General features: G+C 73.7%; 22 protein-coding genes and 1 pseudogene. 6 read left to right on the top strand and 17 right to left on the bottom strand.

Features of this window, described 5'->3' with window-relative positions; all coding sequences use genetic code 11:
- The coding region (gene sthA / locus ABD52_RS30080; protein ID WP_047893986.1) for a Si-specific NAD(P)(+) transhydrogenase at positions 1–1,007 on the top strand (1,007 nt) is incomplete at its 5' end.
- A gap of 46 nt (positions 1,008–1,053) precedes the next feature.
- Here the strand turns inward: sthA and ABD52_RS30075 are convergent.
- The 7 genes and pseudogenes from ABD52_RS30075 to ABD52_RS30045 form a co-directional block, all read right to left on the bottom strand.
- A pseudogene (locus tag ABD52_RS30075) lies at positions 1,054–1,649 on the bottom strand (DUF6368 family protein).
- Positions 1,650–1,697: 48 nt separating this feature from the next.
- On the bottom strand, positions 1,698–3,485 hold the full coding sequence (locus tag ABD52_RS30070; protein ID WP_047893985.1) for a gamma-glutamyltransferase family protein: 1,788 nt from the start codon (positions 3,483–3,485) through the stop codon (positions 1,698–1,700).
- 10 nt (positions 3,486–3,495) lie between these two features.
- Positions 3,496–4,530, bottom strand: a complete 1,035-nt coding sequence (locus ABD52_RS30065; protein WP_047893984.1) for an ABC transporter ATP-binding protein — start codon at positions 4,528–4,530, stop codon at positions 3,496–3,498.
- Positions 4,527–5,504, bottom strand: coding sequence for an ABC transporter ATP-binding protein (locus ABD52_RS30060; protein ID WP_041784646.1), 978 nt, complete (start codon positions 5,502–5,504; stop codon positions 4,527–4,529). The genes ABD52_RS30065 and ABD52_RS30060 overlap by 4 nt, the downstream gene beginning before the upstream one ends.
- Positions 5,505–5,548: 44 nt before the next feature.
- Positions 5,549–6,430: an ABC transporter permease gene (locus ABD52_RS30055; RefSeq protein WP_047893983.1), complete on the bottom strand. Its 882-nt coding sequence runs from the start codon at positions 6,428–6,430 to the stop codon at positions 5,549–5,551.
- Positions 6,427–7,371: an ABC transporter permease gene (locus tag ABD52_RS30050; RefSeq protein ID WP_013476859.1), complete on the bottom strand. Its 945-nt coding sequence runs from the start codon at positions 7,369–7,371 to the stop codon at positions 6,427–6,429. Before ABD52_RS30050 ends, ABD52_RS30055 begins: the two co-directional genes overlap by 4 nt.
- Positions 7,371–8,909 (bottom strand): ABC transporter substrate-binding protein, encoded by a 1,539-nt coding sequence (locus ABD52_RS30045; protein WP_047893982.1) that lies wholly within the window; start codon positions 8,907–8,909, stop codon positions 7,371–7,373. Before ABD52_RS30045 ends, ABD52_RS30050 begins: the two co-directional genes overlap by 1 nt.
- A gap of 178 nt (positions 8,910–9,087) precedes the next feature.
- On the opposite strand from ABD52_RS30045, the gene ABD52_RS30040 reads away from it, so the two are divergent.
- Positions 9,088–10,716, top strand: a complete 1,629-nt coding sequence (locus tag ABD52_RS30040; RefSeq protein ID WP_047893981.1) for an acyl-CoA dehydrogenase family protein — start codon at positions 9,088–9,090, stop codon at positions 10,714–10,716.
- Between the two features lie 10 nt (positions 10,717–10,726).
- Positions 10,727–11,548: an MOSC domain-containing protein gene (locus ABD52_RS30035; protein WP_047893990.1), complete on the top strand. Its 822-nt coding sequence runs from the start codon at positions 10,727–10,729 to the stop codon at positions 11,546–11,548.
- A gap of 53 nt (positions 11,549–11,601) precedes the next feature.
- Here ABD52_RS30035 and ABD52_RS30030 read toward each other — a convergent pair whose 3' ends face one another.
- Positions 11,602–12,171 carry a GNAT family N-acetyltransferase gene (locus tag ABD52_RS30030; RefSeq protein WP_047893980.1) on the bottom strand — a complete coding sequence of 190 codons (570 nt, stop codon included), beginning with the start codon at positions 12,169–12,171 and terminating at the stop codon, positions 11,602–11,604.
- Positions 12,172–12,205: 34 nt separating this feature from the next.
- Between ABD52_RS30030 and ABD52_RS30025 the strand changes: the two genes are divergently transcribed.
- Entirely contained in the window at positions 12,206–13,414 is a 1,209-nt protein-coding gene (locus tag ABD52_RS30025) for a MalY/PatB family protein (RefSeq protein WP_047893989.1), read from the top strand.
- Positions 13,415–13,428: 14 nt separating this feature from the next.
- Here ABD52_RS30025 and ABD52_RS30020 read toward each other — a convergent pair whose 3' ends face one another.
- Entirely contained in the window at positions 13,429–14,520 is a 1,092-nt protein-coding gene (locus tag ABD52_RS30020) for a winged helix DNA-binding domain-containing protein (RefSeq protein ID WP_047893979.1), read from the bottom strand.
- 20 nt (positions 14,521–14,540) lie between these two features.
- The gene (locus ABD52_RS30015; protein ID WP_047893988.1) at positions 14,541–15,119 is read right to left on the bottom strand and encodes a DinB family protein; all 579 of its coding nucleotides are present in this window, start codon (positions 15,117–15,119) and stop codon (positions 14,541–14,543) included.
- An 86-nt stretch (positions 15,120–15,205) separates the two neighbouring features.
- On the opposite strand from ABD52_RS30015, the gene ABD52_RS30010 reads away from it, so the two are divergent.
- Positions 15,206–16,210 carry a YafY family protein gene (locus ABD52_RS30010; RefSeq protein WP_047893978.1) on the top strand — a complete coding sequence of 335 codons (1,005 nt, stop codon included), beginning with the start codon at positions 15,206–15,208 and terminating at the stop codon, positions 16,208–16,210.
- Between the two features lie 17 nt (positions 16,211–16,227).
- Here ABD52_RS30010 and ABD52_RS30005 read toward each other — a convergent pair whose 3' ends face one another.
- The 3 genes from ABD52_RS30005 to ABD52_RS29995 all read right to left on the bottom strand — a co-directional run bounded on the left by ABD52_RS30005 (position 16,228) and on the right by ABD52_RS29995 (position 17,817).
- Positions 16,228–16,407, bottom strand: coding sequence for an NIPSNAP family protein (locus ABD52_RS30005; RefSeq protein WP_235437600.1), 180 nt, complete (start codon positions 16,405–16,407; stop codon positions 16,228–16,230).
- A gap of 15 nt (positions 16,408–16,422) precedes the next feature.
- Positions 16,423–16,956, bottom strand: a complete 534-nt coding sequence (locus tag ABD52_RS30000) for a flavin reductase family protein (protein ID WP_047893976.1) — start codon at positions 16,954–16,956, stop codon at positions 16,423–16,425.
- Between the two features lie 69 nt (positions 16,957–17,025).
- The gene (locus ABD52_RS29995; RefSeq protein WP_013286232.1) at positions 17,026–17,817 is read right to left on the bottom strand and encodes a TetR/AcrR family transcriptional regulator; all 792 of its coding nucleotides are present in this window, start codon (positions 17,815–17,817) and stop codon (positions 17,026–17,028) included.
- A gap of 247 nt (positions 17,818–18,064) precedes the next feature.
- Here ABD52_RS29995 and helR point away from each other — a divergent pair, with 247 nt between their 5' ends.
- Positions 18,065–20,236 carry an RNA polymerase recycling motor ATPase HelR gene (helR, locus tag ABD52_RS29990; protein WP_082171423.1) on the top strand — a complete coding sequence of 724 codons (2,172 nt, stop codon included), beginning with the start codon at positions 18,065–18,067 and terminating at the stop codon, positions 20,234–20,236.
- Positions 20,237–20,277: 41 nt separating this feature from the next.
- On the opposite strand, the gene ABD52_RS29985 is transcribed toward helR, so the two are convergent.
- From ABD52_RS29985 to ABD52_RS29970, 4 genes are all read right to left on the bottom strand, one after another.
- Positions 20,278–21,087 (bottom strand): ABC transporter permease, encoded by an 810-nt coding sequence (locus ABD52_RS29985; RefSeq protein WP_047893975.1) that lies wholly within the window; start codon positions 21,085–21,087, stop codon positions 20,278–20,280.
- Positions 21,084–22,052 (bottom strand): ATP-binding cassette domain-containing protein, encoded by a 969-nt coding sequence (locus ABD52_RS29980; protein ID WP_047893974.1) that lies wholly within the window; start codon positions 22,050–22,052, stop codon positions 21,084–21,086. The genes ABD52_RS29985 and ABD52_RS29980 overlap by 4 nt, the downstream gene beginning before the upstream one ends.
- A gap of 66 nt (positions 22,053–22,118) precedes the next feature.
- The gene (locus ABD52_RS29975) at positions 22,119–22,766 is read right to left on the bottom strand and encodes a response regulator transcription factor (RefSeq protein WP_047893973.1); all 648 of its coding nucleotides are present in this window, start codon (positions 22,764–22,766) and stop codon (positions 22,119–22,121) included.
- The coding region (locus ABD52_RS29970; RefSeq protein ID WP_047893972.1) for a sensor histidine kinase at positions 22,766–23,213 on the bottom strand (448 nt) is incomplete at its 5' end. The genes ABD52_RS29975 and ABD52_RS29970, both read right to left, overlap by 1 nt.

The following is a 23,213-nucleotide window of genomic DNA, read 5'->3' as shown; positions in this document are numbered from 1 at the left end:
ACCCGGGTCAGCTTCGACAAGGCGGTCATCGCCGCCGGCACCGCCCGGCCCGCCCGGACAGCGTCGACTTCGACGACCGGACGATCGTCGACTCCGACGGCGTCATCAACCTCCAAGCCGTCCCGCGCAGCATGGTCGTCGTCGGCGCCGGGGTGATCGGCATGGAGTACGCGTCCCTGTTCGCCGCGCTCGGCACCAAGGTGACAGTGGTCGAGCGCCGCCCGCGGATGCTCGACTTCTGCGACGAGGAGATCGTCGAATCCCTGAAGTACCACCTGCGGGACCTGTCGGTGACCTTCCGCTTCGGCGAGGAGGTGGCCGCCGTGGAGAAGCACCGCAGCGCCGCGCTCTGCGTCCTGCGCAGCGGCAAGAAGATCGCTGCCGACACGGTGATGTACTCGGCCGGGCGGCAGGGGCAGACCGACGACCTCGCGCTGGAGGCGGCCGGGCTCACCGCTGACCACCGGGGCCGGATCACCGTCGACGCCGACTACCGCACCACCGTCGAGAACATCTACGCCGTCGGCGACGTGATCGGCTTCCCCGCGCTGGCGTCCACCTCGATGGAACAGGGCCGGCTGGCCGCCCAGCACGCCTGCGGCGAACCGGCGCGCGGCATGTCGGACCTGCAACCGATCGGCATCTACACCATTCCGGAGATCAGCTTCGTCGGGAAGACCGAGGAGGAGCTGACGGATGCGTCCGTCCCGTTCGAGGTGGGCATCGCCCGCTACCGGGAGCTGGCCCGGGGGCAGATCGTCGGAGACTCGTACGGCATGCTGAAACTGCTGGTCTCACCCGAGGACGGGCGGCTGCTCGGGGTGCACGTGTTCGGCACCGGCGCCACCGAGATCGTCCACATCGGGCAGGCCGTGATGGGCTGCGGCGGCACCGTCGACTACCTGCTGGACGCCGTCTTCAACTACCCGACGCTGGCGGAGGCGTACAAGGTGGCCGCCCTCGACGCCGCCAACAAGATCCGCAACATCACCCGGATCGACACCTGACCCTGCCCTCTCCCTGGGCCGGCTCGACGTCGCCAGACTCGTCGCGCTACTTCACCATGCGAAATTGTGGATGCGTCAACCAAACTGTCAGGAGATCGGGCTCGACGACGTGGTAGATGTGCCGGTGCCACCGGCGGCCACGTAGGGGATCTCGTGCCATGCCCCGCCGAGCATCCTGAGGGTCTCCCGGGATCCGGCCCACCACTCCTCGATCCCGGTACCGGCCTCGACGGCATCGAGGACGCGGACTCTCGCCGGAGGTGGGACCGGTAGTGGACCGGTGAGATCGATCAGGCCGCCGTACCGGTGCGCTATCGCTACCGCGAGATGCGCCAGGAACCGGTGGTCGTCCACGCCGTTCGTCGCCGAGGCCAGAACGACCTCTGTCGCGGGCCGGAACCCGGCGGCGCGCGCCAGAGATGTTGCCTCGTCCGGATCCTCCACGTCCCAGTCATCCGGCTCGACCAGCATCGGCCCGGTAACCGGTGACTCAGCCTGCCAGCCCAAGCGGGACGGCTCTCGGAGCAGCCACCAGTCGCCGGTCTGGTTGGTGAGCGCCTCCGCCAGCCAGACCCGGAACAGTTCGACATGCGAAGCGGTCCACGGATCGGGCAGCAGGACTGCGACACAGGGCCCGGCCACGGCCCCATCATGCCCGTACGCCCACGGCCGCGCTCAGGGGAGGGTGGGTCAGCGGCCTGTGGCGTAGCCCTGGGCGCCTCGGGGGTTCGCCGCTGCGGAGAGGACCCCGGTGCGCGGGTCGCGCGTCACCGCGCACATGCGGCCCAGGCTCCACGGGTCGGACAGGCGGACGGTGTGGCCCCTTGCGCGCAGGCCCGCCAGCACGTCGCCGTCGATCCGGTCCTCCAGCACCAGCACGCCCGGCTCGACCTCGCGTGGATAGAACGACGCGGGGAAGCTCGTCGTGTGCCACGTCGGCGCGTCGATCGCCTCCTGCAACTCCTGCCCCCCGGCCAGGTGCCGCAGCAGGAACAGCAGCTGCCACTGGTCCTGCTGGTCGCCGCCGGGCGTCCCGCAGGCCATCACCGGCTCGCCGGCGCGGAGCACGAGCGTCGGGCTGAGCGTGGTACGCGGACGCCGCCCCGGCCGCAGCGTGGAGGCGAGCCCCTCCTCCAGCCAGCACATCTGCAACCGGCTGCCGAGCGGGAAGCCCAGCTCCGGGATGACAGGTGAACTCTGCAGCCAGCCACCGCTGGGCGTGGCCGAGATGATGTTGCCCCACCGGTCCACCACGTCGACGTGGCAGGTGTCGCCGCGGGTCACGCCGTCCGCCCGTACCGTGGGTTCGCCGGTGCTCGGATCCTGCGGGACGGCCCCGCGACCCACGTCGGTGTGCAGGTGGGACGGGAGCCGGGGCGGCTCGCCCGCCGGGCTGCCGGGACGCAGCGTCGTGTCGGCACGGTCGCCGACCAGCGCGGCCCGCGAACGGGCGTAGCCGGCCGACAGCAGCGCGGAGCCCGGGACGTCGGTGTCGCCGTACCACGCCTCCCGGTCGGCGAACGCGAGCTTCAGCGCCTCGGCCTGCGCGTGGACACCGTCCAGACTGGACGGATCGTAGACGGCCGGGTCGTCGAGCGCGTCCAGGATCGAGAGGGTCTGCAGCAGCACCGGGCCCTGGCCCCAAAATCCGGTCTTGGCGATCGTGTGCCCGTGCCAGTCGAGCGTGACCGGCTCCTCCCAGGTGGCAGTCCAGCGGGCCAGGTCGTCGCCGGTGACCAGCCCGGCGTGGGCGCGGCCGCTGGAGTCGCGGAACGGCAGCCGGCTGAACGCGTCGATCGCCTCGGCGACAAAACCCTCCCGCCAGGCGCGCCGGGCCGCCTCGATCTGCGCCTGGCGGTCCGTGCCGGCGGCCCGTCCGGCGTCGACGAGGCGGCGCAGCGTGTCCGCGTACGCCGGGTTGGTGACCATCTCCCCCGGCGCGGGTGGACGGCCGTCGCGGAGCCAGAGGTGCGCGGAGGTCGGCCAGTGGTCGGTGAACAGCGACCGGACCCGCGCGACGGTCTGCCCGGCGGCGCCGACGAGCGGGTGGCCGGCGGCGGCGTAGCCGATCGCCGGTTCCAGCACCTCGGCGAGCGTGCGGGTGCCGTGGTCGCGCAGCAGCAGGAGCCAGGCGTCGACAGCACCCGGCACCACGGCGGCGAGCGGGCCGGCGCCGGGCACGAGGTCCAGGCCGAGCGAGCGGAAGTGCGCCACGGTGGCGGCGGCCGGGGCCGGTCCCTGGCCGCAGAGCACCCGTGGCGTGGGGTCGGTCGCGGTGGCGAGGACCGCGGGCACCTCGCCGGCCGGGCCGTTGAGGTGCGGCTCCACGACGTGCAGCACGAACCCGGCGGCCACCGCGGCGTCGAAGGCGTTGCCGCCGCGTTCCAGCACGCCCATCGCGGACTGGCTGGCCAGCCAGTGCGTGGAGGAGACCATGCCGAACGTGCCGCGCAACGTCGGCCGGGTGGTGAACGCCATGGGCGCGAGCCTACGGCGTGCCGGCGGCGTCGGCGTGCGTCGTCGCCGCCTCCCCCACGCCGCCGTCCCGGTCGCCGTCGAGCGGGAACAGGCACGCCGCGTGGTGGCCCGTGCCGACCTCGGCGAGCGCCGGATCGGTCTCGGCGCACGCGGGGCGGGCCTGGGGGCATCGGGTACGGAAGCGGCAACCGCTCGGCGGGTCCACCGGGCTGGGGATGTCGCCGGTGAGCACGATCCGGCGGCGCTCCCGCTCCACGCGGGGGTCGGCCACCGGCACCGCGGAGAGCAGCGCCGCCGTGTAGGGGTGCGCCGGGTGCCGGTAGATCCGCTCGGGTGGGCCGGTCTCGACGATGCGGCCCAGGTACATCACCGCGATCCGGTCGCTCATGTGCTCGACGGCGGCCAGGTCGTGCGCGATGAACAGGTAGGTCAGCCCCAGGTCGCGTTGCAGGTGCCGGAGCAGGTTCATGATCTGCGCCTGCACGCTCAGGTCCAGCGAGGCGATCGGCTCGTCCAGGACGATCAGGTCCGGCTCGCCGGCCAGCGCCCGGGCCACGCCGACGCGCTGGCGCTGGCCGCCGGACAGCTCGTGCGGATACCGGCCGGCGGTGTCGGCGCGCAGACCGACCAGGTCCAGCAGCTCCGCGACCCGGTCCCGGCGGGCGGCGGCGGACGTGGCGAGCCGGTGCACGATCAGCGGCTCGGCGATGCTGTCGCCGACCGTCCGGCGTGGGTCGAGGGACGCCTGCGGGTCCTGGAAGACCATCGCCACGTGGCGGCGGGTCGCGCGCAGGCGGCGGCGCGACCAGCGGGTCACGTCCGCGCCGGCCACCCGGACCCGTCCGGCGGTCGGGTCGACCAGCCGCAGCAGCGCCAGGCCGGCCGTGGACTTGCCGCTGCCCGACTCGCCCACCAGCCCGAGCGTCTCGCCCCGGCGTACGGCGAGGCTGACGCCGTCCACGGCGCGGACGGTTCCGGCCGGGGTCGGGAAGTGCACCTCCAGGTCGTCCAGCTCGGCGACCACGTCCGGGGTGTCGGCGCTCATCCGGCCTCTCCACGGTAGAAGGTGCGGACCGTGTGCCCGTCGCCGACCGGCGTCAGCGGGGGCAGCTCGTGCTCGCAGCGGGGGTCGGCGCGTACCGGGCAGCGCGGCCAGAACGCGCAGCCGGGCGGCAGGTCCAGCGGGCTCGGCGGCGAACCGGGGATGGCGACCAGGTCCTCGCCGCGGCGTGACGGGTCCGGCCGGGCCGCCAGCAGCGCCCGGGTGTACGGATGGGTGGGCGTGTCGAACACCGCGTCGACGGGGCCCTGCTCGACGATCCGCCCGCCGTACATGACCGCCACGGTGTCGGCGATGCCTGCCACCACGCCCAGGTCGTGGGTGACCCAGACGACGGCGGTGCCCAGCCGGGCCTGGAGGTCGGCGACCAGTTCGATGATCTGCGCCTGCGTGGTGACGTCGAGCGCGGTGGTCGGCTCGTCGGCGATCAGCAGGTCCGGCTCGCAGGCGAGCGCCATGGCGATGGCGACGCGCTGGCGCATGCCGCCGGAGAACTGGTGCGGGTACGCGTCGACGCGCCGCGCGGCCGACGGGATGCCCACCAGTTCCAGCAGCTCCACCGCCCGGTCGCGGGCGGCGCGGCGGGTCAGCCCCAGGTGCTCCTCGGCCGCCTCGGTGACCTGGCGGCCCACCGGCAGCACCGGGTTGAGCGAGGTCATCGGGTCCTGGAAGACGAACCCGACGTGCCGGCCGCGTACCTTGCGGCGGCGGTCGTCGGGCAGCGCGGTCAGTTCCGTGTCGAGCAGCCGGACCCGGCCGGTGACTGTGGCGGCGCGCGGGGCGAGGCCGGTGGCGGCGAGCAGGGTCATGCTCTTGCCGCTGCCGGACTCGCCGACCAGCGCGAACGTCTCCCCCTGCCGCACCTGCCAGGACACCCCGGCGACGGCACGGACCGGGCCGCGGCGGGTGCCGACGGTGACGGTGAGGTCGTCCACTGACAGCACCGTCGAGTCGGTCATGGTGGGGTGCCGGCGCTGGCTCGGCATGGGCTCGGTGCGCTCGCTCATGGGGTGCTCCTGCGGGCCTCGCCCAGGGTGAGCTGGCGCGGGTCGAGCACGTCGCGCAGCGCGTCGCCGACCAGGTTGAACGCCAGTACGGTGAGGAAGATCGCCGCGCCCGGGAACACGCCCAGCCACCACGCGTCGGTGACGAAGCCGCGCCCGTCGAACAGCATCCGGCCCCAGGCCGGCGCGGGCGGCTGGATGCCGAGGCCGAGGAAGGACAGCGCGGCCTCGGAGAGGATCGCGAACGCCAGCGACAGCGACGTCTGCACGATCAGCGGCGCGGCGATGTTCGGCAGCACGTGCCGGCGCATGATGCGCAGGTCGGACGCGCCGATGGAGACGGCGGCCCGGACGAACACCTGCTCGCGTACGGACAGGACGCCGGCGCGGGTGATCCGGGCGAAGATGGGCGTGTAGACCACGCCGATGGCGACCATGGCGGTGAGCAGGCCGGGGCCGAGCACCGCCACGATGGCGACCGCCAGCAGCAGCACCGGGAACGCGAACAGCACGTCCATGCAGCGCATGAGCACGCTGTCCAGCCAGCCCCGGTAGTAGCCGGCGAACAGTCCGAGCGTCACGCCGGCGACCAGCGCGATGCCGACGCTGACGGCGCCGACCTGCAGTGACACGCGGGCCGCGACGAGCACCCGGCTGAGCACGTCGCGGCCCAGCTCGTCGGTGCCGAACGGGTGCGCGCCGCTGGGCGGGCGCAGCATCTGGTCCACGTCGACGTCGTTGACGCCGGCCGGTGCGAGCCACGGGCCGGCCACACCGACCACCACCAGCAGTACGAGCACGATCGTGCCGCCGACGGCGAGCGGGTCGCGGCGCAGCGCGTCCAGGACGCGGCGTCCGGTGCTCTCGGTCGTGGCGATCACTTGACCGTGATCCTCGGGTCGAGGCGGGCGTAGAGGATGTCCACCAGCAGGTTGACCAGCAGGAACAACGCCGCCACCAGCAGCACCGCGCCCTGCAGGACGGGATAGTCGCGGGCCTGCACGGCGTCGAAGGTGAGCCGGCCGATGCCGGGCCAGGCGAACAGCACCTCGATCACGATGACGCCGCCGAGCAGGCTGGCGAGCTGCACCGCGACCACAGTGACCACCGGGATGAGCGCGTTGCGCAGCACGTGCCGCACGATCACCACCCGGTTGCGCAGCCCTTTCGCCTCGGCGGTCCGCACGTAGTCGGCGGAGAGCACCTCCAGCACGGAGGAGCGGATGAACCGGGTGAGGATCGACGCGGTGACCAGGCCGACGGTGACCGCCGGCAGCGCCACGTGGGTGGCCCACCTGCCGGGGTCGTCGGTCAGCGCCACGTAACCGGACGGGGGCAGCCAGCCGAGCACCCCGGCGAACAGCAGGATGCCCATGATGCCCATCCAGAAGTCCGGCACGGAGACGCCGAACTGGCTGAACACGCGGGCGGCGTGGTCGACCGCGGAGCCGCTGCGTACCGCCGCGACGATGCCCAGCGGGAACGCGACGAGCAGCGCGAACACCACGGCGGTGACGGCGAGCGACAGCGTGGCGGGCAGCCGTTCCAGCACGATCTGGCTCACCGGCTGGCCGGTGCGGAAGCTGACCCCCAGGTCGCCGGTGAGCGCGTGCCCGAGGTAGCTGGCGTACTGCACCGGTAGCGGCTGGTCGAGGCCGGCGCGTTCGCGCAGCGCCTCGTACGTCTGCGGGTCGAACCGGGTGCCGAGCGCCACCCGGACCGGGTCGCCCGGCACCAGTTGCAGCAGCAGGAACACCACGAGCGTGACGCCGACCAGCACGACCGCCGACTGGAGTACCCGCCGCAGGACGAAGCGGGCCATCACTTGGCCAGGGCGACCGACCGGAACCGGATCGCCCGGTCGGTGCGCACGTCGTAGCCGGAGACCTTCTTCGACCAGCCCTGCACCACGTCCGGGTTGTAGAGGTAGAGGTAGCTGGCGTCGTCGACGATCTGCTTCGCCGCCTGCTCGTACGCCTGCTTGCGGGCGCCCTGGTCGGTCTGGGTACGGGCGTCGTCGAGCAGCTTGTCCACCGCCGGGTTCTTGTACTTGTGGAAGTTGAAGGTGCCGCCGCTGTGGTGCTGGGCGTAGTAGAACTCGTCCGGGTCGATGTTGCCGAGCCAGCCGAGCATGAACCCGTCGAAGTTGCCCTTCGCCTGCTCGTCGAGCCACTGGGCGAAGTCCAGCGTACGGATCTTGACGGTGATGCCGACGTCCTTGAGCTGCGCGGCGATGACCTGCGCGGCGGTGACCGTCTCCGGGTACTCGCTGGTGACCATCAGGTCCATGGTCAGGTTGCTCACCCCGGCCTGGCCGAGCATCTGCTTCGCCTTGCCCGGGTCGTGGCTGTAGGGCGCGTAGTCGTAGTAGAACGCGCTGGCCTTCGGGATCGCGGTCTGGTTGACGGTGGCGAGCCCGAACTTGGCCGCCTTGGTGATCGCCTCGCGGTCCAGCGCGTAGCCGATGGCGCGCCGCACCTCGGGGTTGTCGAACGGTTTGCGGGCCTCGTTGAGCGCCACGTACCAGTAATCGGTGGAGGCCGCCGACTTCACCACCGGGTCGTCGCCGTCCTGCAACGACTTCACCTGCTGGGGCGGCAGGTTGTCGGTCCACTGGACCTGGCCGCTGCGCAGGTTCTGCAGCGCCACCGTGGGGTCCTTGACGAAGGTGAACGTGACGCCGTCCAGCTTCGGCTTATCGCCCCAGTACGAGTCGTTGCGGACCAGCTTGACGCTGTCGCCGGAGGTGTAGCCGGCCACCTTGAACGGGCCGCTGCCGACCGGTGCGGTCTTCACCGCGCCGGACTCGACGTTGGACTTCTCCACGATCGCCACGCCCTTGAAGCCGCCCAGGTTGGCGAGCAGGTTCGGCGTGGGCGCGCTGAGCGTCACCACCACTGTGGCCGGGTCGGGCCCGGTGACCGACTTGACGGTGGCGAACTTGTACGCGTTGTTCAGCTTCTCCTTGATGATCCGCTCGTACGAGTAGACGACGTCCTCGGAGGTCAGCGGCGACCCGTCGGAGAACGTGACGCCCTCGCGCAGCGTGAACGTCCAGGTGAGCTGGTCGTCGCTGGTGGTCCACTTCGTCGCCAGCGACGGCACCATCTTGAGGTCGGCGTCCGGCTCGACGAGCGTGTCGTAGACGTTCTCCAGCACCTGGAAGCTGTAGTACGCCGAGGTCTTGTGCGGGTCGAGCTGGTCCGGCTCGCCGCCGATCGCGGCGTTGAGGACACCACCGGCGCCGCCGGCGTTCCCCCCGCCACCGACGTCGACCGCCTCGCCGCCGGTGCATCCGGACAGGACGCCGACTGTCAGTGTGAGTGCGGCACCGAGCACACCGAGCTTTTTCCTGGACACAGGCCCCCCTAGCCACTTCCCGGACAAAAGAAAGTTTCGGCGAGTCTTCTCCCCGAGCGGGATGATGTCAACGAATACCGCCAAAGTGACTGGTCGGCCGCCGCTTGCCGGTGCGGAGTGAACGGTGGTTCAATCCGGGCCCCGACCCGATCCGCCACCAGCGCTGGGAGTTGCCGCCGTGACCACACACGAGGTCGTCAACCAGGTCCCGCCGATGGTCGGCCACGACACCGCCGACGACCCGGCGCTGCGCGACGGCGTGGCCCGCGAGGGCGCCGGCTGGGCGCTGCCCGGGCTGCACGAGCTGGGCCGGCTCGCCGGTGGCGAGGAGGCAGCCGAGCACGGTCGGCTCGCCAACGAGCACCCGCCGGTGCTGCGCACCCACGACCGGTACGGCCACCGCATCGACGAGGTGGAGTTCCACCCGTCCTGGCACGAGCTGATGCGTACCGCAGTCGGTCACGGCCTGCATGCCGCGCCGTGGGCCGACGACCGGCCGGGCGCGCACGTGGCCCGCGCGGCCGGCTTCTACCTGTGGCGGCCCGACGCCGGGCACGGCTGCCCGATCTCGATGACCTACGCGGCGGTGCCCGCGCTGCGGCACAGCCCGGACCTGGCCGCCCGCTACGAGCCGCTGCTCACCACCCGCGAGTACGACTTCGGGCTGCGCTCGCCGCAGACCAAGCGCGGCCTGCTCGCCGGCATGTCGATGACCGAGAAGCAGGGCGGCTCGGACGTCCGTGCCAACACCACCACGGCCCGGCCCGAGCCGGACGGCAGCTACCGGCTCGTCGGGCACAAGTGGTTCACCTCGGCGCCCATGTGCGACCTGTTCCTCACCCTCGCCCAGGCGCCCGGCGGCCTCACCTGCTTCCTGGTCCCCCGGGTGCTGCCCGACGGCACCCGCAACCCGATGCGGCTGATGCGGCTCAAGGACAAGCTCGGCAACCGCTCCAACGCCTCCGCCGAGGTCGAGTACGAGCACGCGGTGGCGTGGCGCGTCGGCGACGAGGGCCGGGGCGTGCGCACCATCATCGACATGGTCAACCTGACCCGGCTCGACTGCGTGATCGGCGCGGCGGCCGGGATGCGCCACGGCGTGACCACAGCCGTGCACCACGCCACCCACCGGCGGGCGTTCGGCGACTACCTGGCCGACCAGCCGCTGATGCGCAACGTGCTGGCCGACCTGGCGGTGGAGTCCGAGGCGGCCACCGTCCTGATGGTCCGGCTGGCCGGCGCGACCGACCGGTCCGCGCGCGGCGACGAAGGCGAGACGGCGTTCAAGCGCCTCGCCCTTGCCGTCGGCAAGTACTGGGTGTGCAAGCGCTGGCCGGGGCACGCCGCCGAGGCGCTGGAGTGCCTGGGCGGCAACGGCTACGTGGAGGAGTCCGGCATGCCGCGGCTGTTCCGCGAGTCGCCGCTGAACTCGATCTGGGAGGGCTCCGGCAACGTCGCCGCGCTCGACGTGCTGCGCGCGCTCACCCGGGAACCGCAGGTGCTCGCCGCGTACGAGGCGGAGGTGGCCGCCGCGGCCGGCGCGGACGCCCGGCTGGACGCCGCGGTGCGCCGGGTGCGCGACGAACTGGCCGACCACACCGACCTGGAGCTGCGCGCCCGGCGGGTGGTCGAGCGGCTGGCGCTGGTGCTCCAGGGCTCGCTGCTGGTGCGCCACGGCCACCCGGCGGTCGCCGACGCGTTCTGCGCGTCCCGGCTCGACGGCGACCACGGGCAGGCGTACGGGACGCTGCCGGGCGGACTGGACCTCGCCGCGATCATCGACCGCGCCACTCCCAAGATCGGCTGAGTGCGTGGTGATGCGACTCGCCTCGGTACACCTGTATCCGGTCAAGTCCCTCGGCGGCGTCGACGTCGACCGGGCCGATGTCCAGCCGTGGGGGTTGCGTCACGACCGCCGCTGGCTGGTGCTGCGCCCCGACGGCCGCAAACTGGGCTCGACCGCCCTGCCGGCGCTGCTCGGCCTGACCGCCGCGCCCGGCTCCGGGTCGATCACGCTCACCGCCCGCGACGGGTCGTCGCTGACGGTCGCCGAGCCGGTGGACGGACCGCCGGTCGCCACGGACGTGTCCCGGCTGGACACGGTCCGGCTCGCCGCCGACGAGGCCCACGACTGGCTCTCCGCGCGGCTGGGCCGGCCCGTACGGCTGGCCTGGCTGGACGATCCGCGCCGCCGGCCGATGTCGGCCGAGCACGGCGGCGGGCCCGGCGATCCGCTGAACCTGTCCGACGCCGGACCGCTGCTGGTGGCCACACTGCCGTCGCTGCGGCGGCTGCGGGACTGGATCGTCGAGGGCGCGCTGGAACGCGGCGAGCCCACGCCGGAGCCGCCGGCGATGGCCCGGTTCCGCCCGACTGTGGTGCTGGACGGGCCGTTCGAACCGTTCGCCGAGGACGGCTGGAGCCGGGTACGCATCGGTGCCGTCGACTTCCGGGTGTCCGAACGCTGCGACCGCTGCTCGGTGACGCTCATCGACCCGGAGACGCTCGCGACCGGGAAGGAGCCGATCCGCACGCTGGCCCGGCACCGGCGCTACGACGGCAAGACGTGGTTCGGCATCCGCCTGGTCCCGCTGAGCACCGGCGAGATCCGGGCCGGCGACGAATGCGAGGCGACATGACCGCCCGCCGTTCGACACCGTGCTGCTCGCCGGGGCGGGTGGACTGAGCGCGGTCAGCCCGACCTGACCGGCCGGGACCGCCACTCGTCCGCCAGGATCGCGTAGACGAGCTGGTCGGCCCAGCCGTCCCGGAACCGGTAGCTGCGCACGTGCCGCGCCTCCCGCCGCATGCCGAGCCGGGCCATCAGGCGGGCCGACGGCTCGTTGTCCGCGTGGCAGCGGGCCACCACCCGGTGCAGACCGAACCCGCCGAAACCCCAGTCCAGCAGCGCGCCGGCCGCCTCCGTGGCCAGCCCCCGGCCGCCGTGGCCGGGGTGGAACACGTACCCCAGCTCGGCGGTGCGGTCCGCCGCACTGCGCCACACCAGCTCGACCGCGCCGATCACCCGCGCTTCGCGCACCACGGCGAGCGTCAGGCAGTCGCCCTCCGCGCGCAGCGCGTCCTCGCCGGCCATCGCGGTCACCGACGACAGGGACTCCGCCCGGGTACGCGGCGCGGCGCCGGCCATCCAGCGGACCACGTCCGGGCGGCGCTGCCAGGCGTGCACGTCGTCGAGGTCGCCGAGCGTGACCGGGCGCAGCAGCAGCCGGGGCGTGCGCAGCGGGTACGCCGGGTGGGTCATCGGGCGATGGTAGGAGGTACCTAGTGTGGGCCGCATGGTCGTTTCCGCCGACGAGGGCAATCCGCTCACCCAGCTCACGCTCGACCAGCTCCGGCAGCGCACCAGTGTGAAGTGGCGGCTGCACCCGCCGGACGTGCTGCCGCTGTGGGTGGCCGAGCAGGACGTGCCGCTGGCGCCGCCGGTGGCCGAGGCGCTGCGCCGGGCGGTCGAGCTGGGCGACACCGGTTACGCGTTCGGCACCGGGTACGCCGAGGCGGTCGGCGGGTTCGCCGCGCAGCGGTGGGGCTGGGCCGACTTCCCGGTCGGCCGGACCACGCTGGTGCCGGACGTGATGATGGGTACGGTCGAGGTACTGCGCCTGGTCACCGGCCCGGGCGACGCGGTGGTGGTCACTCCCCCGGTCTACCCGCCGTTCTACGCGTTCGTCGCCAACGCCGGCCGCCAGGTCCTCGAGGCGCCGCTCGGCGCGGACCTGCGGCTCGACCCGGCCGCGCTGGAGGAGGCGTTCCGCCGGGCCCGCGCGATCGGCGAGCGGCCGGCGTTCCTGCTCTGCAACCCGCACAACCCGACCGGTGTGGTGCACCGGCCCGACGAGCTGGCCACCGTCGCCGAGCTGGCCGCCCGGCACGACGTACGGGTGGTGGCCGACGAGATCCACTCGCCGCTGGCGCTGCCCGGCGCGCGGTTCACCCCGTACCTGACGGTGCCGGGCGCGGAGAACGCGTTCGCGCTGGTGTCGGCGTCGAAGGCGTGGAACCTGGCCGGGCTCAAGGCGGCGCTGGCTGTCGCCGGGCCGGACGCGGCGGACGACCTGGCCCGGATGCCGGAGGAGGTCAGCCACGGACCCAGTCACCTCGGCGTGCTCGCGCACACCGCCGCGTTCCGCGCCGGCGGTCCATGGCTGGACCGGCTGCTCGACGGCCTCGACGCGAACCGGGCGCTGCTCGGATCACTGCTGGCCGAGCACCTTCCGACCGTGTCGTGGCGGCCGCCGGAGGGCACGTACCTGGCCTGGCTGGACTGCCGGCGCCTCGGCGTACCCACCGAGGCGGGCGACGGACCGGGTGTGGCGAGCGACCTGGCCGGTCCGGCGCGGATGTTCCTCGACCGGGCCCGGGTGGCGCTCAGCTCCGGGCACGTCTTCGGCTCCGGCGGCGCCGGGTTCGTGCGGCTCAACTTCGCCACCTCCCCCGCCGTGCTCACCGAGGCGGTCACCCGGATGGGCCGCGCCGTACGCGACTGACCGGCAGCCCACGGTCAGCTCGCGGCGACGCGTACCCCCTGGTTGTCGCCCTCGGACAGGAACGACGCCAGCGCGGCGCCCTCCTCGGCGGCGGCCGTGCGCTCGGCGCGGGTGAACGCGCGCAGCGGCGTGACCACCACGACGCCCGCGTCGACCGTCCAGGTGGCGGCGACCCGGCCGTCGACGAGCACGAACCGGGCCCCGGCCACGGAGAGGTTGCGGTGGGCGTCGTCGATGATCCGGCTGCGGTCGTGGTAGCCGAGCACAGCGTTGTCGAAGGCGGGCAGGAACCGTACCGGCGCGGGGGTGTCCGGGTCGGGCCGGGGCGCGCCCGGCAGGTCGAGCAGCGTGCGGCCGCGCGCGTCCCGGAAGGCCACCAGCTCGTCGCGGACCGCGGCGACCGCCGCGGGCAGCCCGGCGAGGCCGCACCAGGCGCGCAGGTCCGCCGACGCGGCCGGCCCGAACGCGGCCAGGTAGCGCCGCACCAGCGCCCGCCCGGCCGGGTCGTCGCCGTCGGAGCCGGACACGTCGGCGTCGCGGCCCAGCCACCGGGCCAGGGCGACGGTACGGACGCCGGCCGTGGTCCGCCACAGGCCGCGCGGCGGCGCCTGCACGGCCGGCACCAGCGCGAGCACGATCTCGCCGAGCGCCCGGCGGTCGGTCGCCGGCCAGCGCGCGGCGAGCGCCCCCACGATCTCGGCGGTGGTGCGCGGCTCGCCGTCGGCCAGGACGTCCCGGGCCGCCGCGGCGAGTTCGTCGAGGTCGACCCCGTCGAACTCGCCGCGGTAGACACCCAGCACCCGCTGCCGCAGCATCGCGTCGTGCCGGGACCGCCAGGCCAGCACGTCGTCCGCCGCGAGCAGATGCACGGTCCGGCGCATCAGGTGGGTACGCACCAGCCGGCGGCGCACCAGCAGGTCCGACAGCACCGCCGGGTCGAAGGCCCGCAGCCGCGACCAGAGCCCGACATACGGCTCCTGGGGCTCCTGGGCCTGCAACCCGCACAGGTGCTCGACCGCGCCGGCCACCGGCAGGGCGGCGCGGTCGAGCAGCAGTTGCCGGGCGAGCGTCGCCCGGTTGAGCGTGCGCCGGTCGAGCACCGTCACGGCTTCGTTCTCCGGCCGGCTCAGGTGGTGGTCTGGCCGTCGATGCTCTCGCGCAGGATGTCCGCGTGCCCGGCGTGCTGCGTGGTCTCGGCGATGACGTGGATCAGCACCCGCCGGACGCTGCGGACCGAACCGGGCTCGTTCCACGGCGCGTCGGGCACCGGCCAGGTCGCCGACAGGTCCTCGACGCCGGCGACGATCTCCTCGGTACGCGCGGCGATGCGGGCGTACCGGTCCAGGATCGCCGGCAGCGTGTCCTCGGGCAGCATCTGGAAGTCCCGCCCCCGGTCGATCGCCCACTGCGGCAGCTCGCGGGCCCGGCCGGACATGAAGTCCTCCCAGGTGACGCCCTCGGGCATGGCGAAGGACATCACCGAGGGGCCCTCGACCACGAACCGCAGCCACGCCTCCTCGGTGGACGCGACGTGCTTGATCAACCCGCCCAGGCAGAGCGCGCTGACTGTCGGCTTCTGCCCGGCCTGCTCGTCGGTGAGGCCGCGCACCGTGTTGATCAGCATGTTCCGGGCGTCGGCGAGCTCGGCCAGCAGGTCGGCCCGCTCGGCGTCGAGGGTGGTGGGGGTCGTGGTGGTGCCGGTCATCGTCATCGGTTCCTTCCGGTCCTGATCGGGTACGGGTCCACCCTCGCAGGCGTAGCGGTCAGGAAGTGTCCTCTTCTCGCGGCAGAATGCGTGTCGTGCCGAAGACTTCCGCCCGACTGCTCTCGCTGCTGTCCCTGTTGCAGGCGCGACGGGACTGGCCGGGCTCGCTGCTCGCCGAACGGCTTCGGGTCAGCCCGCGTACCGTGCGCCGCGACGTCGACCGGCTGCGCGAGCTGGGCTATCCGATCGAGAGCGCCAAGGGGCCGGACGGCGGCTACCGGCTGGGTGCCGGTTCCGCGCTGCCGCCGCTGCTCTTCGACGACGAGCAGGCGGTCGCGCTCACCGTGGCGCTGCAGACCGCCGCCGGCGGCGTGACCGGCATCGAGGAGGCGGCCGCGCGGGCGCTGACCACTGTGCGGCAGGTGATGCCCGCGCGGCTGCGGCACCGGGTGGACGCGCTGCGGGTGGTGGACGCGCAACGCGCCGATACGCCCTCCCGGCACCGGGTGGAACCGGCGCTGCTGATGACGTTGAGCGCCGCCGTGCACGCCCGCGAGGAGCTGCGCTTCGACTACGAGGCGGTGTCCACCGCGCCACCGGATCCGGACCGGCCGCCGCGCCGGGTGCAGCCGCACCACCTGGTCACCTGGGGTGGGCGCTGGTACCTCGTCGCCTGGGACCTCGACCGCGACGACTGGCGCACGTTCCGGGTCGACCGGATCAGCCCGCGTACGCCCACCGGCCCCCGGTTCACGCCCCGCGAGCTGCCCGGCGGGGACGTGGCCGCGTACGTCGCCGGCCGGTTCAAGGGCGCCACCGGGCCGGGTGACTGGCCCTGCCGGGGCGAGGTGATCCTCGACCTGCCCGCCCGCGTGGTGTCCGGGTGGACCCGCGACGGGATCGTCGAGGAACTGGGCCCGGACCGCTGTCGGCTGGTGCTCGGCGCCTGGTCGTGGCCCGGGCTGGCCGCCGTGCTCGGCCGCTACGACGCCGACATCGAGGTGGTCGGGCCGCCGGAGCTGCGCGAGGCGTTCGCCCGCCTGGCCCGCCGCTACGCCGCCGCGGCGGAGCCCCCGGGCCCACCTCGGTAGCCGGGCCGGTCGGGGTGTCAGTCGGTGGGCAGGAGCGGGCGCATGAACGTGCGCTCGTACCGCAGGACGCAGCCCGACTCGTCGCGGATCCGGTCGGCGGCGACGAACTCGGGATCCACTCCGAACCGGGCCCGGTACTGCTCGTACGCCGCCAGGCTGTCGAACGTGTAGTGCACGACGCAGGTGATCGCGGCCACGATAGCGGCGGCCGGTCAGGCGGCGGAGCGGCGGCCACCGGGGTCGGTCGTGTCGGCCAGGCCGGCGTACCGCCCCCTGTGGTAGAGCAACGGCGAGCCGACGTCGGCGTGCCGCAGCAGCTCCGGTTCGGCCAGCACGACGGCGTGGTCCCCGACGACAACCCGGTCCACCACCCGGCAGAGCAGCCAGGCCAGCGTGTCGTCGAGGACCGGCACCCCTTCCGGGCCGGGCCGCCAGCGGGTCGGCTCGGCGAACCGGTCGATCCCGCTGGTGGCGAACGTCCGGGCCATCTCGTGCTGGCCGTGCCCGAGCAGGTGCACGCCGACGTGCCGGGCCCGGGACACCGCCGGCCAGCTCGACGAGCCCCGGTCCAGGCAGAACGAGACGATCGGCGGCCGCAGCGACACCGCGGTGAACGAGGTGGCGGTGAACCCGGCCGCGGGCGGACCGGCGGCGGTGACCACTGTGACGGTGCTGGCCTGGTGCCGCAGCAGCGTCCGCAGCGCGTCGGCGTCGGCGTCGACCGGGGTGTCGGCAGGCTCGGTCACGGTGTTCCTCCAAGGTGTACGACGGGGGATCGTCGACCCCAGGGAGAGTTTCCTACCCAACCAGTAGGATTACAAGGTCTTCCCGGGCTCCGGCCCACCAGCGGCACGGTCGGCCACCACCACCGAGATGCCGTCGAGCACACGCTGAAGACCGAACTCGAAGGCGTGGTCCGGCCCGTACGCCGCGCCGTGCGCCATGCCGGCCGCGGTGCCGACCCGCGCGGCGAGCGGGAAACTGCCGGCGGTCATGAACTTCTCCAGCCAGGGCCCGTGCGTCTGCCACCACTGGTCGTCGGTCATCCCGGTCTCACGTTCCAGCTCGGCCACGTCCAGCGCGACCCGGGCCGCGTTCTTGGCGTGCCCCAGCACGAGCGTGAGCACCGCGTCCATCTCCACGTCGTCCAGCCCGATGTCCGCGACGGCGTGCAGTTCGTAGTCGTACTTGGCGAGCACGTTCGGGCCGAGCACCGGCCGGGTGGTCTCGGCGCGCAGCAGCCACGGGTGGGCCCGGTAGAGGGCGAGGTTGTCCCGCGCGACGCGTTCCAGCCGCCCCCGCCAGCCACCCGGCACGTCGGACGGGCGCGGCAGGTCACCGAGGACGGCGTCCACCATGACGTCGAGCAGTTCCGCCTTACCCGGCACGTACGTGTAGACGGACATGGTGCCCACGCCGAGCGCCTCGCTGACCCGGCGCATGGTGAGCGCGTCGATGCCGTCGGCGTCGGCGATCTCGATCGCGGTGCGCACGATCCGGTCGACGCTCAGGGCGGGACCGGCGCCGCGGCTGGCCGGCTCCTGGGTGCGCCAGAGAAGGGCCAGGCTGCGGGCGGGATCGGCCTTGCGCCGGCGCTCCTTCGACATGGTGCCGTCATCCTACCGGCCACGCCGGTCACCGGCGGTCGGCGGGACGCCGGAAAAGGGGAGCCCGAGAATTGTTCGCGCAAAAAGAATGGCGGGTTCTCCCGCCACTACCAACATATANCCCCCGCCACTACCAACATATAGCGCACCCCCGGTCTTGCCGCAAGACCCGGGTGAGGGCGCACAATTGCCGGCCGTAACCCATTGCCGAGGCATCCGAAAAGCCGCGAAGAGCGGAGGCTCGGCCGTGCCCGTGATCGGAGACGAGTTGAATCTGCCTGCCACGAGCGTTTTCGATCTTCCCGAGCGTCTGTCGGCGAAGGCCGGCCCGGACCTGATCGCCGCCGACGAGCGGCACTTCGCCGCCATCGCGGACAGCCTGCACCGTTCGATCGCCGAGTTGACCGACCGGCTCGACGCGACGCGCCGGGCCGCGGGCGGCCGGGGTCGGCAGGCGGTCGACCGGGACCAGGAGGTCCGGCGGCTGAGCGCGCGCCTGCGTACGCTGCGCCGTTACGGCCTGGACCTGTGCCTGGGCCGGATGGTCGGCGCGGACGGCGGCGAACCGGTGTACGTGGGCCGGCTCGGCCTGACCGACGGCGCGGGCGGCCGGCTGCTGCTGGACTGGCGCTCCCCCGCCGCCGAGCCGTTCTTCGGCGCCACCCACGCCGACCCCATGGGCCTGGTCAGCCGCCGCCGGTACCGGTGGAGCCGAGGGCGGATCACCGACTACTGGGACGAGGTGTTCACCGCCGACGGCCTGGCCGGGCACGCCGCGCTCGACGACCAGTCGGCGTTCATCGCCAGCCTGGGCGCGACCCGGTCGGCGCGGATGCGCGACGTGCTCGGCACCATCCAGGCCGACCAGGACGCGATCATCCGGGCCGGTTCCCGGGGCGCGCTGGTGGTCGACGGCGGCCCCGGCACCGGCAAGACGGTGGTGGCGCTGCACCGCACCGCGTACCTGCTGCACGCCGACCCGCGGCTGGGCGAGCGCCGGGGCGGGGTGCTGGTGGTCGGGCCGCACCAGCCGTACCTGAACTACGTCTCCGACGTGCTGCCCAGCCTGGGCGAGGAGGACGTGCAGATCTGCACGCTCGCCGACCTGGTGCCCGAGGGCGCGGCGGCGGCGCCGGAGACCGACCCGGAGGTGGCCCGGCTGAAGGCGTCCGCGGACCCGGTGCGGGCGGTCGACGCCGCGGTCCGGTTCTACGAGGAGCCGCCCGCGACCGGGATGACAGTCGGCGTCGGGGACGGCGAGCTGCGGCTGACCGCCGACGACTGGACGACGGCGTTCGAGGCGGCCGGACCGGGCGTCCCGCACAACGAGGCCCGCGACGACGTGTGGGAGGAACTGCTCACGATCCTGGTGGAGAAGTACCGCGGCGACGAGCCGGAGGAGGCGGTGCGCCGGGCGCTGGCGCGCGACCGGGAGCTGGTCACCGCGTTCGGCCGGGCGTGGCCGCTGCTCGACCCGCTCGACGTGGTCGCCGACCTGTGGTCGGTGCCGGCCTACCTGCGCCGGTGCGCACCCTGGCTGAGCGTCGAGGAGATCCGTACGCTGCGGCGGCCCGACCCCCGGGCCTGGACTGTCGCCGACCTGCCGTGGCTGGACGCGGCCCGGCGCCGCGTCGGCGACCCGGAGGCGTCGCTGCGGCGGCGCCGCGACGAGGCGGTGCTGGCCGCGCAGCGCGCCGAGATGGACACGGTGGTCGACGCGCTGATCGCGTCGCACGCCTACGACGACGGCGAGGGTCTGATGACCATGCTGTACGGCGAGGACATGCGGACCAGCCTGGTCGACTCCAGCGCGTTGAGCGCGGCGGATCCGGACCTGCTGGCGGGGCCGTTCGCGCACGTCGTGGTGGACGAGGCGCAGGAGCTGACCGACGCGCAGTGGCAGATGCTGCTGGCGCGCTGTCCGTCGCGTAGCTTCACAGTGGTCGGTGACCGGGCGCAGGCGCGGCACGGGTTCACCGAGTCGTGGCCGGAGCGGCTGGCGCGGGCCGGGTTCGACCGGGTCGAGGTGGCCACGCTCACCGTCAACTACCGCACTCCGGCGCAGGTGATGGCGGCGGCCGAACCGGTGATCCGGACCGTGCTCCCTGATGCCAACGTACCCACGTCCATCCGCGACGGCGCCCCGGTGCGTCACGGCGCCCGCGCGGAGCTGGGCGCGGTGGTGGACGGCTGGCTCGCCGACCATCCCGAGGGCGTCGCGTGCGTCATCGGCGATCCGGCGTTCCCGGCCTCGGAGCGGGTCCGGTCGCTGACCCCGGAGCTGGCGAAGGGACTGGAGTTCGACCTGGTGGTGCTGGTCGACCCGGAGTCGTTCGGCGACGGGATCTCCGGCGCGGTGGACCGGTACGTCGCGATGACCCGGGCGACCGGCGAGCTGGTCGTCCTCACCGGGCCGTGACCGCGTCCCGGGGGCGGTGCACGGCCGCCCCCGGGTCCGGTTCAGCGGCTCAGCGCCCGGTAGCGGCGCAGCGACAGCGGCAGGAACACCGCGACCAGCGCCAGCGGCCAGAGCACCGCCAGCAGCGGGTGGTGCGCTGCCACCCACGAGTCGCCGCCCCACCCGGGGTTGCCGAACAACTCCCGGGTGGCCCCGACGGTCGCGGACAGCGGGTTCCACTCGGCGACCGCGCCCAGCCACGCGGGCATCGTGGACGGCGCCACGAACGCGCTGGACAGGAAGCCCAGCGGGAACTCCAGCGTCTGCACGGCCGTGACCGCGCTCTGCCCCTTCACGGTCAGGCCGAGGAAGACGCCCACCCAGACCAGCGCGAACCGCAGCAGCAGGATCAGCCCGAACGCGGCGAGCGTGTCACCGAGGTCGCCGCGCGCCCGCCACCCGACGGCCAGGCCGACGAGCAGCATGACGGCGAGCGTCACCACCGCGAACATCAAGTCGGCCACGGCGCGGCCGAGCAGCGGGGCCAACCGGGACACCGGCATGGACCGCAGCCGGTCGGTGACGCCGCGCTCCAGGTCCGCCGAGACCGCCATGGTGGTCATGCTGATGCCGAAGACCATCGTCATGGCGAACATGCCGGGCATCAGGAACTCGCGGTAGCTGCCGCCGCCGGGCACCTGGAGCGCGCCGCCGAACAGGTACGCGAACATCAGCACCATCAGGATGTCGAAGCCCAGCGAGCCGACCAGCGGGCCGGGTTCGCGCCGCCAGTGCGCCAGCGCACGCCCGGTCAGCGTCAGGCCGTCACCGGCCAGCGACGCGTGCCGGGCCGGGGTCACGATCGCTGTCACGCGGTCACCTCCACACCGGTCCGAGCGGCGGACGGCGCGCCGGTGAGCTGGAGGAACACCTCGTCCAGTGTGGGCCGCCGCAACGCCACGTCGGCCACGTCCACGCCGTCGGCGTCCAGCGCGCGCAGCACCTCGGTCAGCGCGCCGGCCCGGTCGCCGACCTGGGCGCTGACCGCCCGGCGGTCCGGATCGACTGCCGGTTCGGCAAGGGCGACGGCGCGCAACCGCCCGGCGGCTGTGGCCAGGTCGGCGGCGTCGCGGACGACCAGTTCGATCCGGTCGCCGCCGAGGCGGGACTTGAGCGCGTCAGGTGTGCCCTCGGCGATCACCCGGCCGGCGTCGAGCACGCAGACGCGGTCGGCGAGCTGGTCGGCCTCGTCCAGGTACTGCGTGGTCAGCAGCACCGTGGTGCCGCCGCGTACCAGGTCGCGTACCGCCTCCCACACCTCGTTGCGCCCGCGCGGGTCCAGCGCCGTGGTCGGCTCGTCGAGGAACAGCACCGACGGCGCGAGGATCATCCCGGCGGCCAGGTCGAGCCGGCGGCGCATGCCACCGGAGTACGTGCGTACCGGCCGCCCGCCCGCGTCGGCGAGCCCGAACCGGTCGAGCAGTTCGTCGGCGCGCCGCCTCGCCCCGGCCCGGTCCAGGTGGAACAGGCGGCCGAAGATCACCAGGTTCTCCCGCCCGCTCAGTGCCTCGTCCACAGCGGGGTGCTGCCCGACCAGACCGATGCGGTGGCGCACCCGGTCGGCCTGTCCCGCCACGTCGAAGCCGGCGACCTCGGCCCGCCCGGCGTCGAAGCGCAGCAGCGTGGCCAGGATGCGGACGGCTGTGGTCTTGCCCGCCCCGTTCGGGCCGAGCAGCCCGCACACGGTGCCCGGTCGCACCCGCAGGTCGAATCCGTCCAGCGCGGCCGTGTCCCCGTACCGCTTGCGCAGGCCCTCCGCCAGGATCGCGTGTTCCACGACTGTGCCCCCTCCGTTGACGACGGCCGCTAACGTACAACGTACGGTAGCGCGTCCGCCAACGTTTCAGTCGACCACGCGGTGCTCCCAGGCCCAGACCGCGATCTCGGTACGGTTCCGCAGGCCGAGCTTCGTCTGCACCGCCGACACGTGGCTCTTCACGGTGCTCAGCGAGATGAACAGCTCCGCGCCGATCTCCAGGTTCGTCCGGCCCCGGGCGATCTCCCGTACCACCTCGATCTCCCGCTCGGACAGCGCCGGGCGGCGCTCGTCGCGGGGCGGCGCGGGCGGGGTCAGGTGCCGCAGGAGCCGGACCGTCACCGACGGGGACACGAGCGCGTCACCCTGGTACGCCGCCCGGACCGCCTCCACCAGCAGCGCCGGTCCGGCGTCCTTGAGCAGGAACCCGGCCGCTCCCCCGCGCAGCGCGCCGTAGACGTACTCGTCCAGGTCGAACGTGGTGACCACGACGACCCGCAGCGGGTCGGCCACCTCCGGCCCGGCGAGCGCCCGCGTCACCTGGAGCCCGTCGAGCCGCGGCATCCGGATGTCCACCAGGCAGACGTCCGGGCGCAGCCGGCGGGCCTGGGCCACCGCGTCGACGCCGTCGGCCGCCTCGGCGACCACCCTGATGTCGGGCTGGTCCTCCAGGATCAGCCGCAGCCCGCCGCGGACCATCGCCTGGTCGTCGACGAGCAGCACCCGGATCGTCATCACGCCCTCCCGTTCGGCACTACCGCCCGCACCGACCACCCGGCGCCGGAGCGGGGACCGGCGCGCAGCGTGCCGCCGAGGGCCTCGACCCGCTCGCGCAGGCCGATCAGGCCGTATCCGCCCCGCTGCTCGGCGGAAACGGCGGAAACGCCGGACGCGTCGTCGGTCACCTCGACCACCACCGCGTCCGGCTCCTGCGACACGTCCACGGTGACCTGGCCGGCGTGCGGGGCGTGGCGGGCCACGTTCGTCAGCGACTCCCGGACGATCCGGTGCACGGTGCTGGTGACCTCCGGCGGCCAGGCCGTCTCCCCCGGCAGCCGCAGCCGCACCGGCGGGCCCTGCCGGCGGAACCGCTCGACCAGTTCCGCGATCTGCTCGGTACCGGCCGAGGCCGGCGGCGCGTCGGCGGTGTCGCGCAGCACCCCGACCAGGCGGCGTATGGTT

Origin of the sequence: Micromonospora sp. RV43 (assembly GCF_001029515.1) — a bacterium.
Taxonomy (GTDB): domain Bacteria; phylum Actinomycetota; class Actinomycetes; order Mycobacteriales; family Micromonosporaceae; genus Micromonospora; species Micromonospora aurantiaca.
Note: the sequence above shows the minus strand (reverse complement) of the source record. Positions and strands in the feature narration are given on the sequence as shown.

What these genes read in the sequence shown, in the direction of transcription:
- ABD52_RS30010 (WP_047893978.1), top strand. Translation starts at nt 15,206, where the DNA reads ATGCGTGTCGTGCCGAAGACTTCCGCCCGACTGCTCTCGCTGCTGTCC.
- ABD52_RS29995 (WP_013286232.1), bottom strand. Translation starts at nt 17,817, where the DNA reads ATGTCGAAGGAGCGCCGGCGCAAGGCCGATCCCGCCCGCAGCCTGGCC.
- ABD52_RS30015 (WP_047893988.1), bottom strand. Translation starts at nt 15,119, where the DNA reads ATGACCGGCACCACCACGACCCCCACCACCCTCGACGCCGAGCGGGCC.
- ABD52_RS30030 (WP_047893980.1), bottom strand. Translation starts at nt 12,171, where the DNA reads ATGACCCACCCGGCGTACCCGCTGCGCACGCCCCGGCTGCTGCTGCGC.
- ABD52_RS29975 (WP_047893973.1), bottom strand. Translation starts at nt 22,766, where the DNA reads ATGACGATCCGGGTGCTGCTCGTCGACGACCAGGCGATGGTCCGCGGC.
- ABD52_RS30065 (WP_047893984.1), bottom strand. Translation starts at nt 4,530, where the DNA reads ATGAGCGCCGACACCCCGGACGTGGTCGCCGAGCTGGACGACCTGGAG.
- ABD52_RS30060 (WP_041784646.1), bottom strand. Translation starts at nt 5,504, where the DNA reads ATGACCGACTCGACGGTGCTGTCAGTGGACGACCTCACCGTCACCGTC.
- ABD52_RS30025 (WP_047893989.1), top strand. Translation starts at nt 12,206, where the DNA reads ATGGTCGTTTCCGCCGACGAGGGCAATCCGCTCACCCAGCTCACGCTC.
- ABD52_RS30035 (WP_047893990.1), top strand. Translation starts at nt 10,727, where the DNA reads ATGCGACTCGCCTCGGTACACCTGTATCCGGTCAAGTCCCTCGGCGGC.
- ABD52_RS30070 (WP_047893985.1), bottom strand. Translation starts at nt 3,485, where the DNA reads ATGGCGTTCACCACCCGGCCGACGTTGCGCGGCACGTTCGGCATGGTC.
- ABD52_RS30050 (WP_013476859.1), bottom strand. Translation starts at nt 7,371, where the DNA reads ATGGCCCGCTTCGTCCTGCGGCGGGTACTCCAGTCGGCGGTCGTGCTG.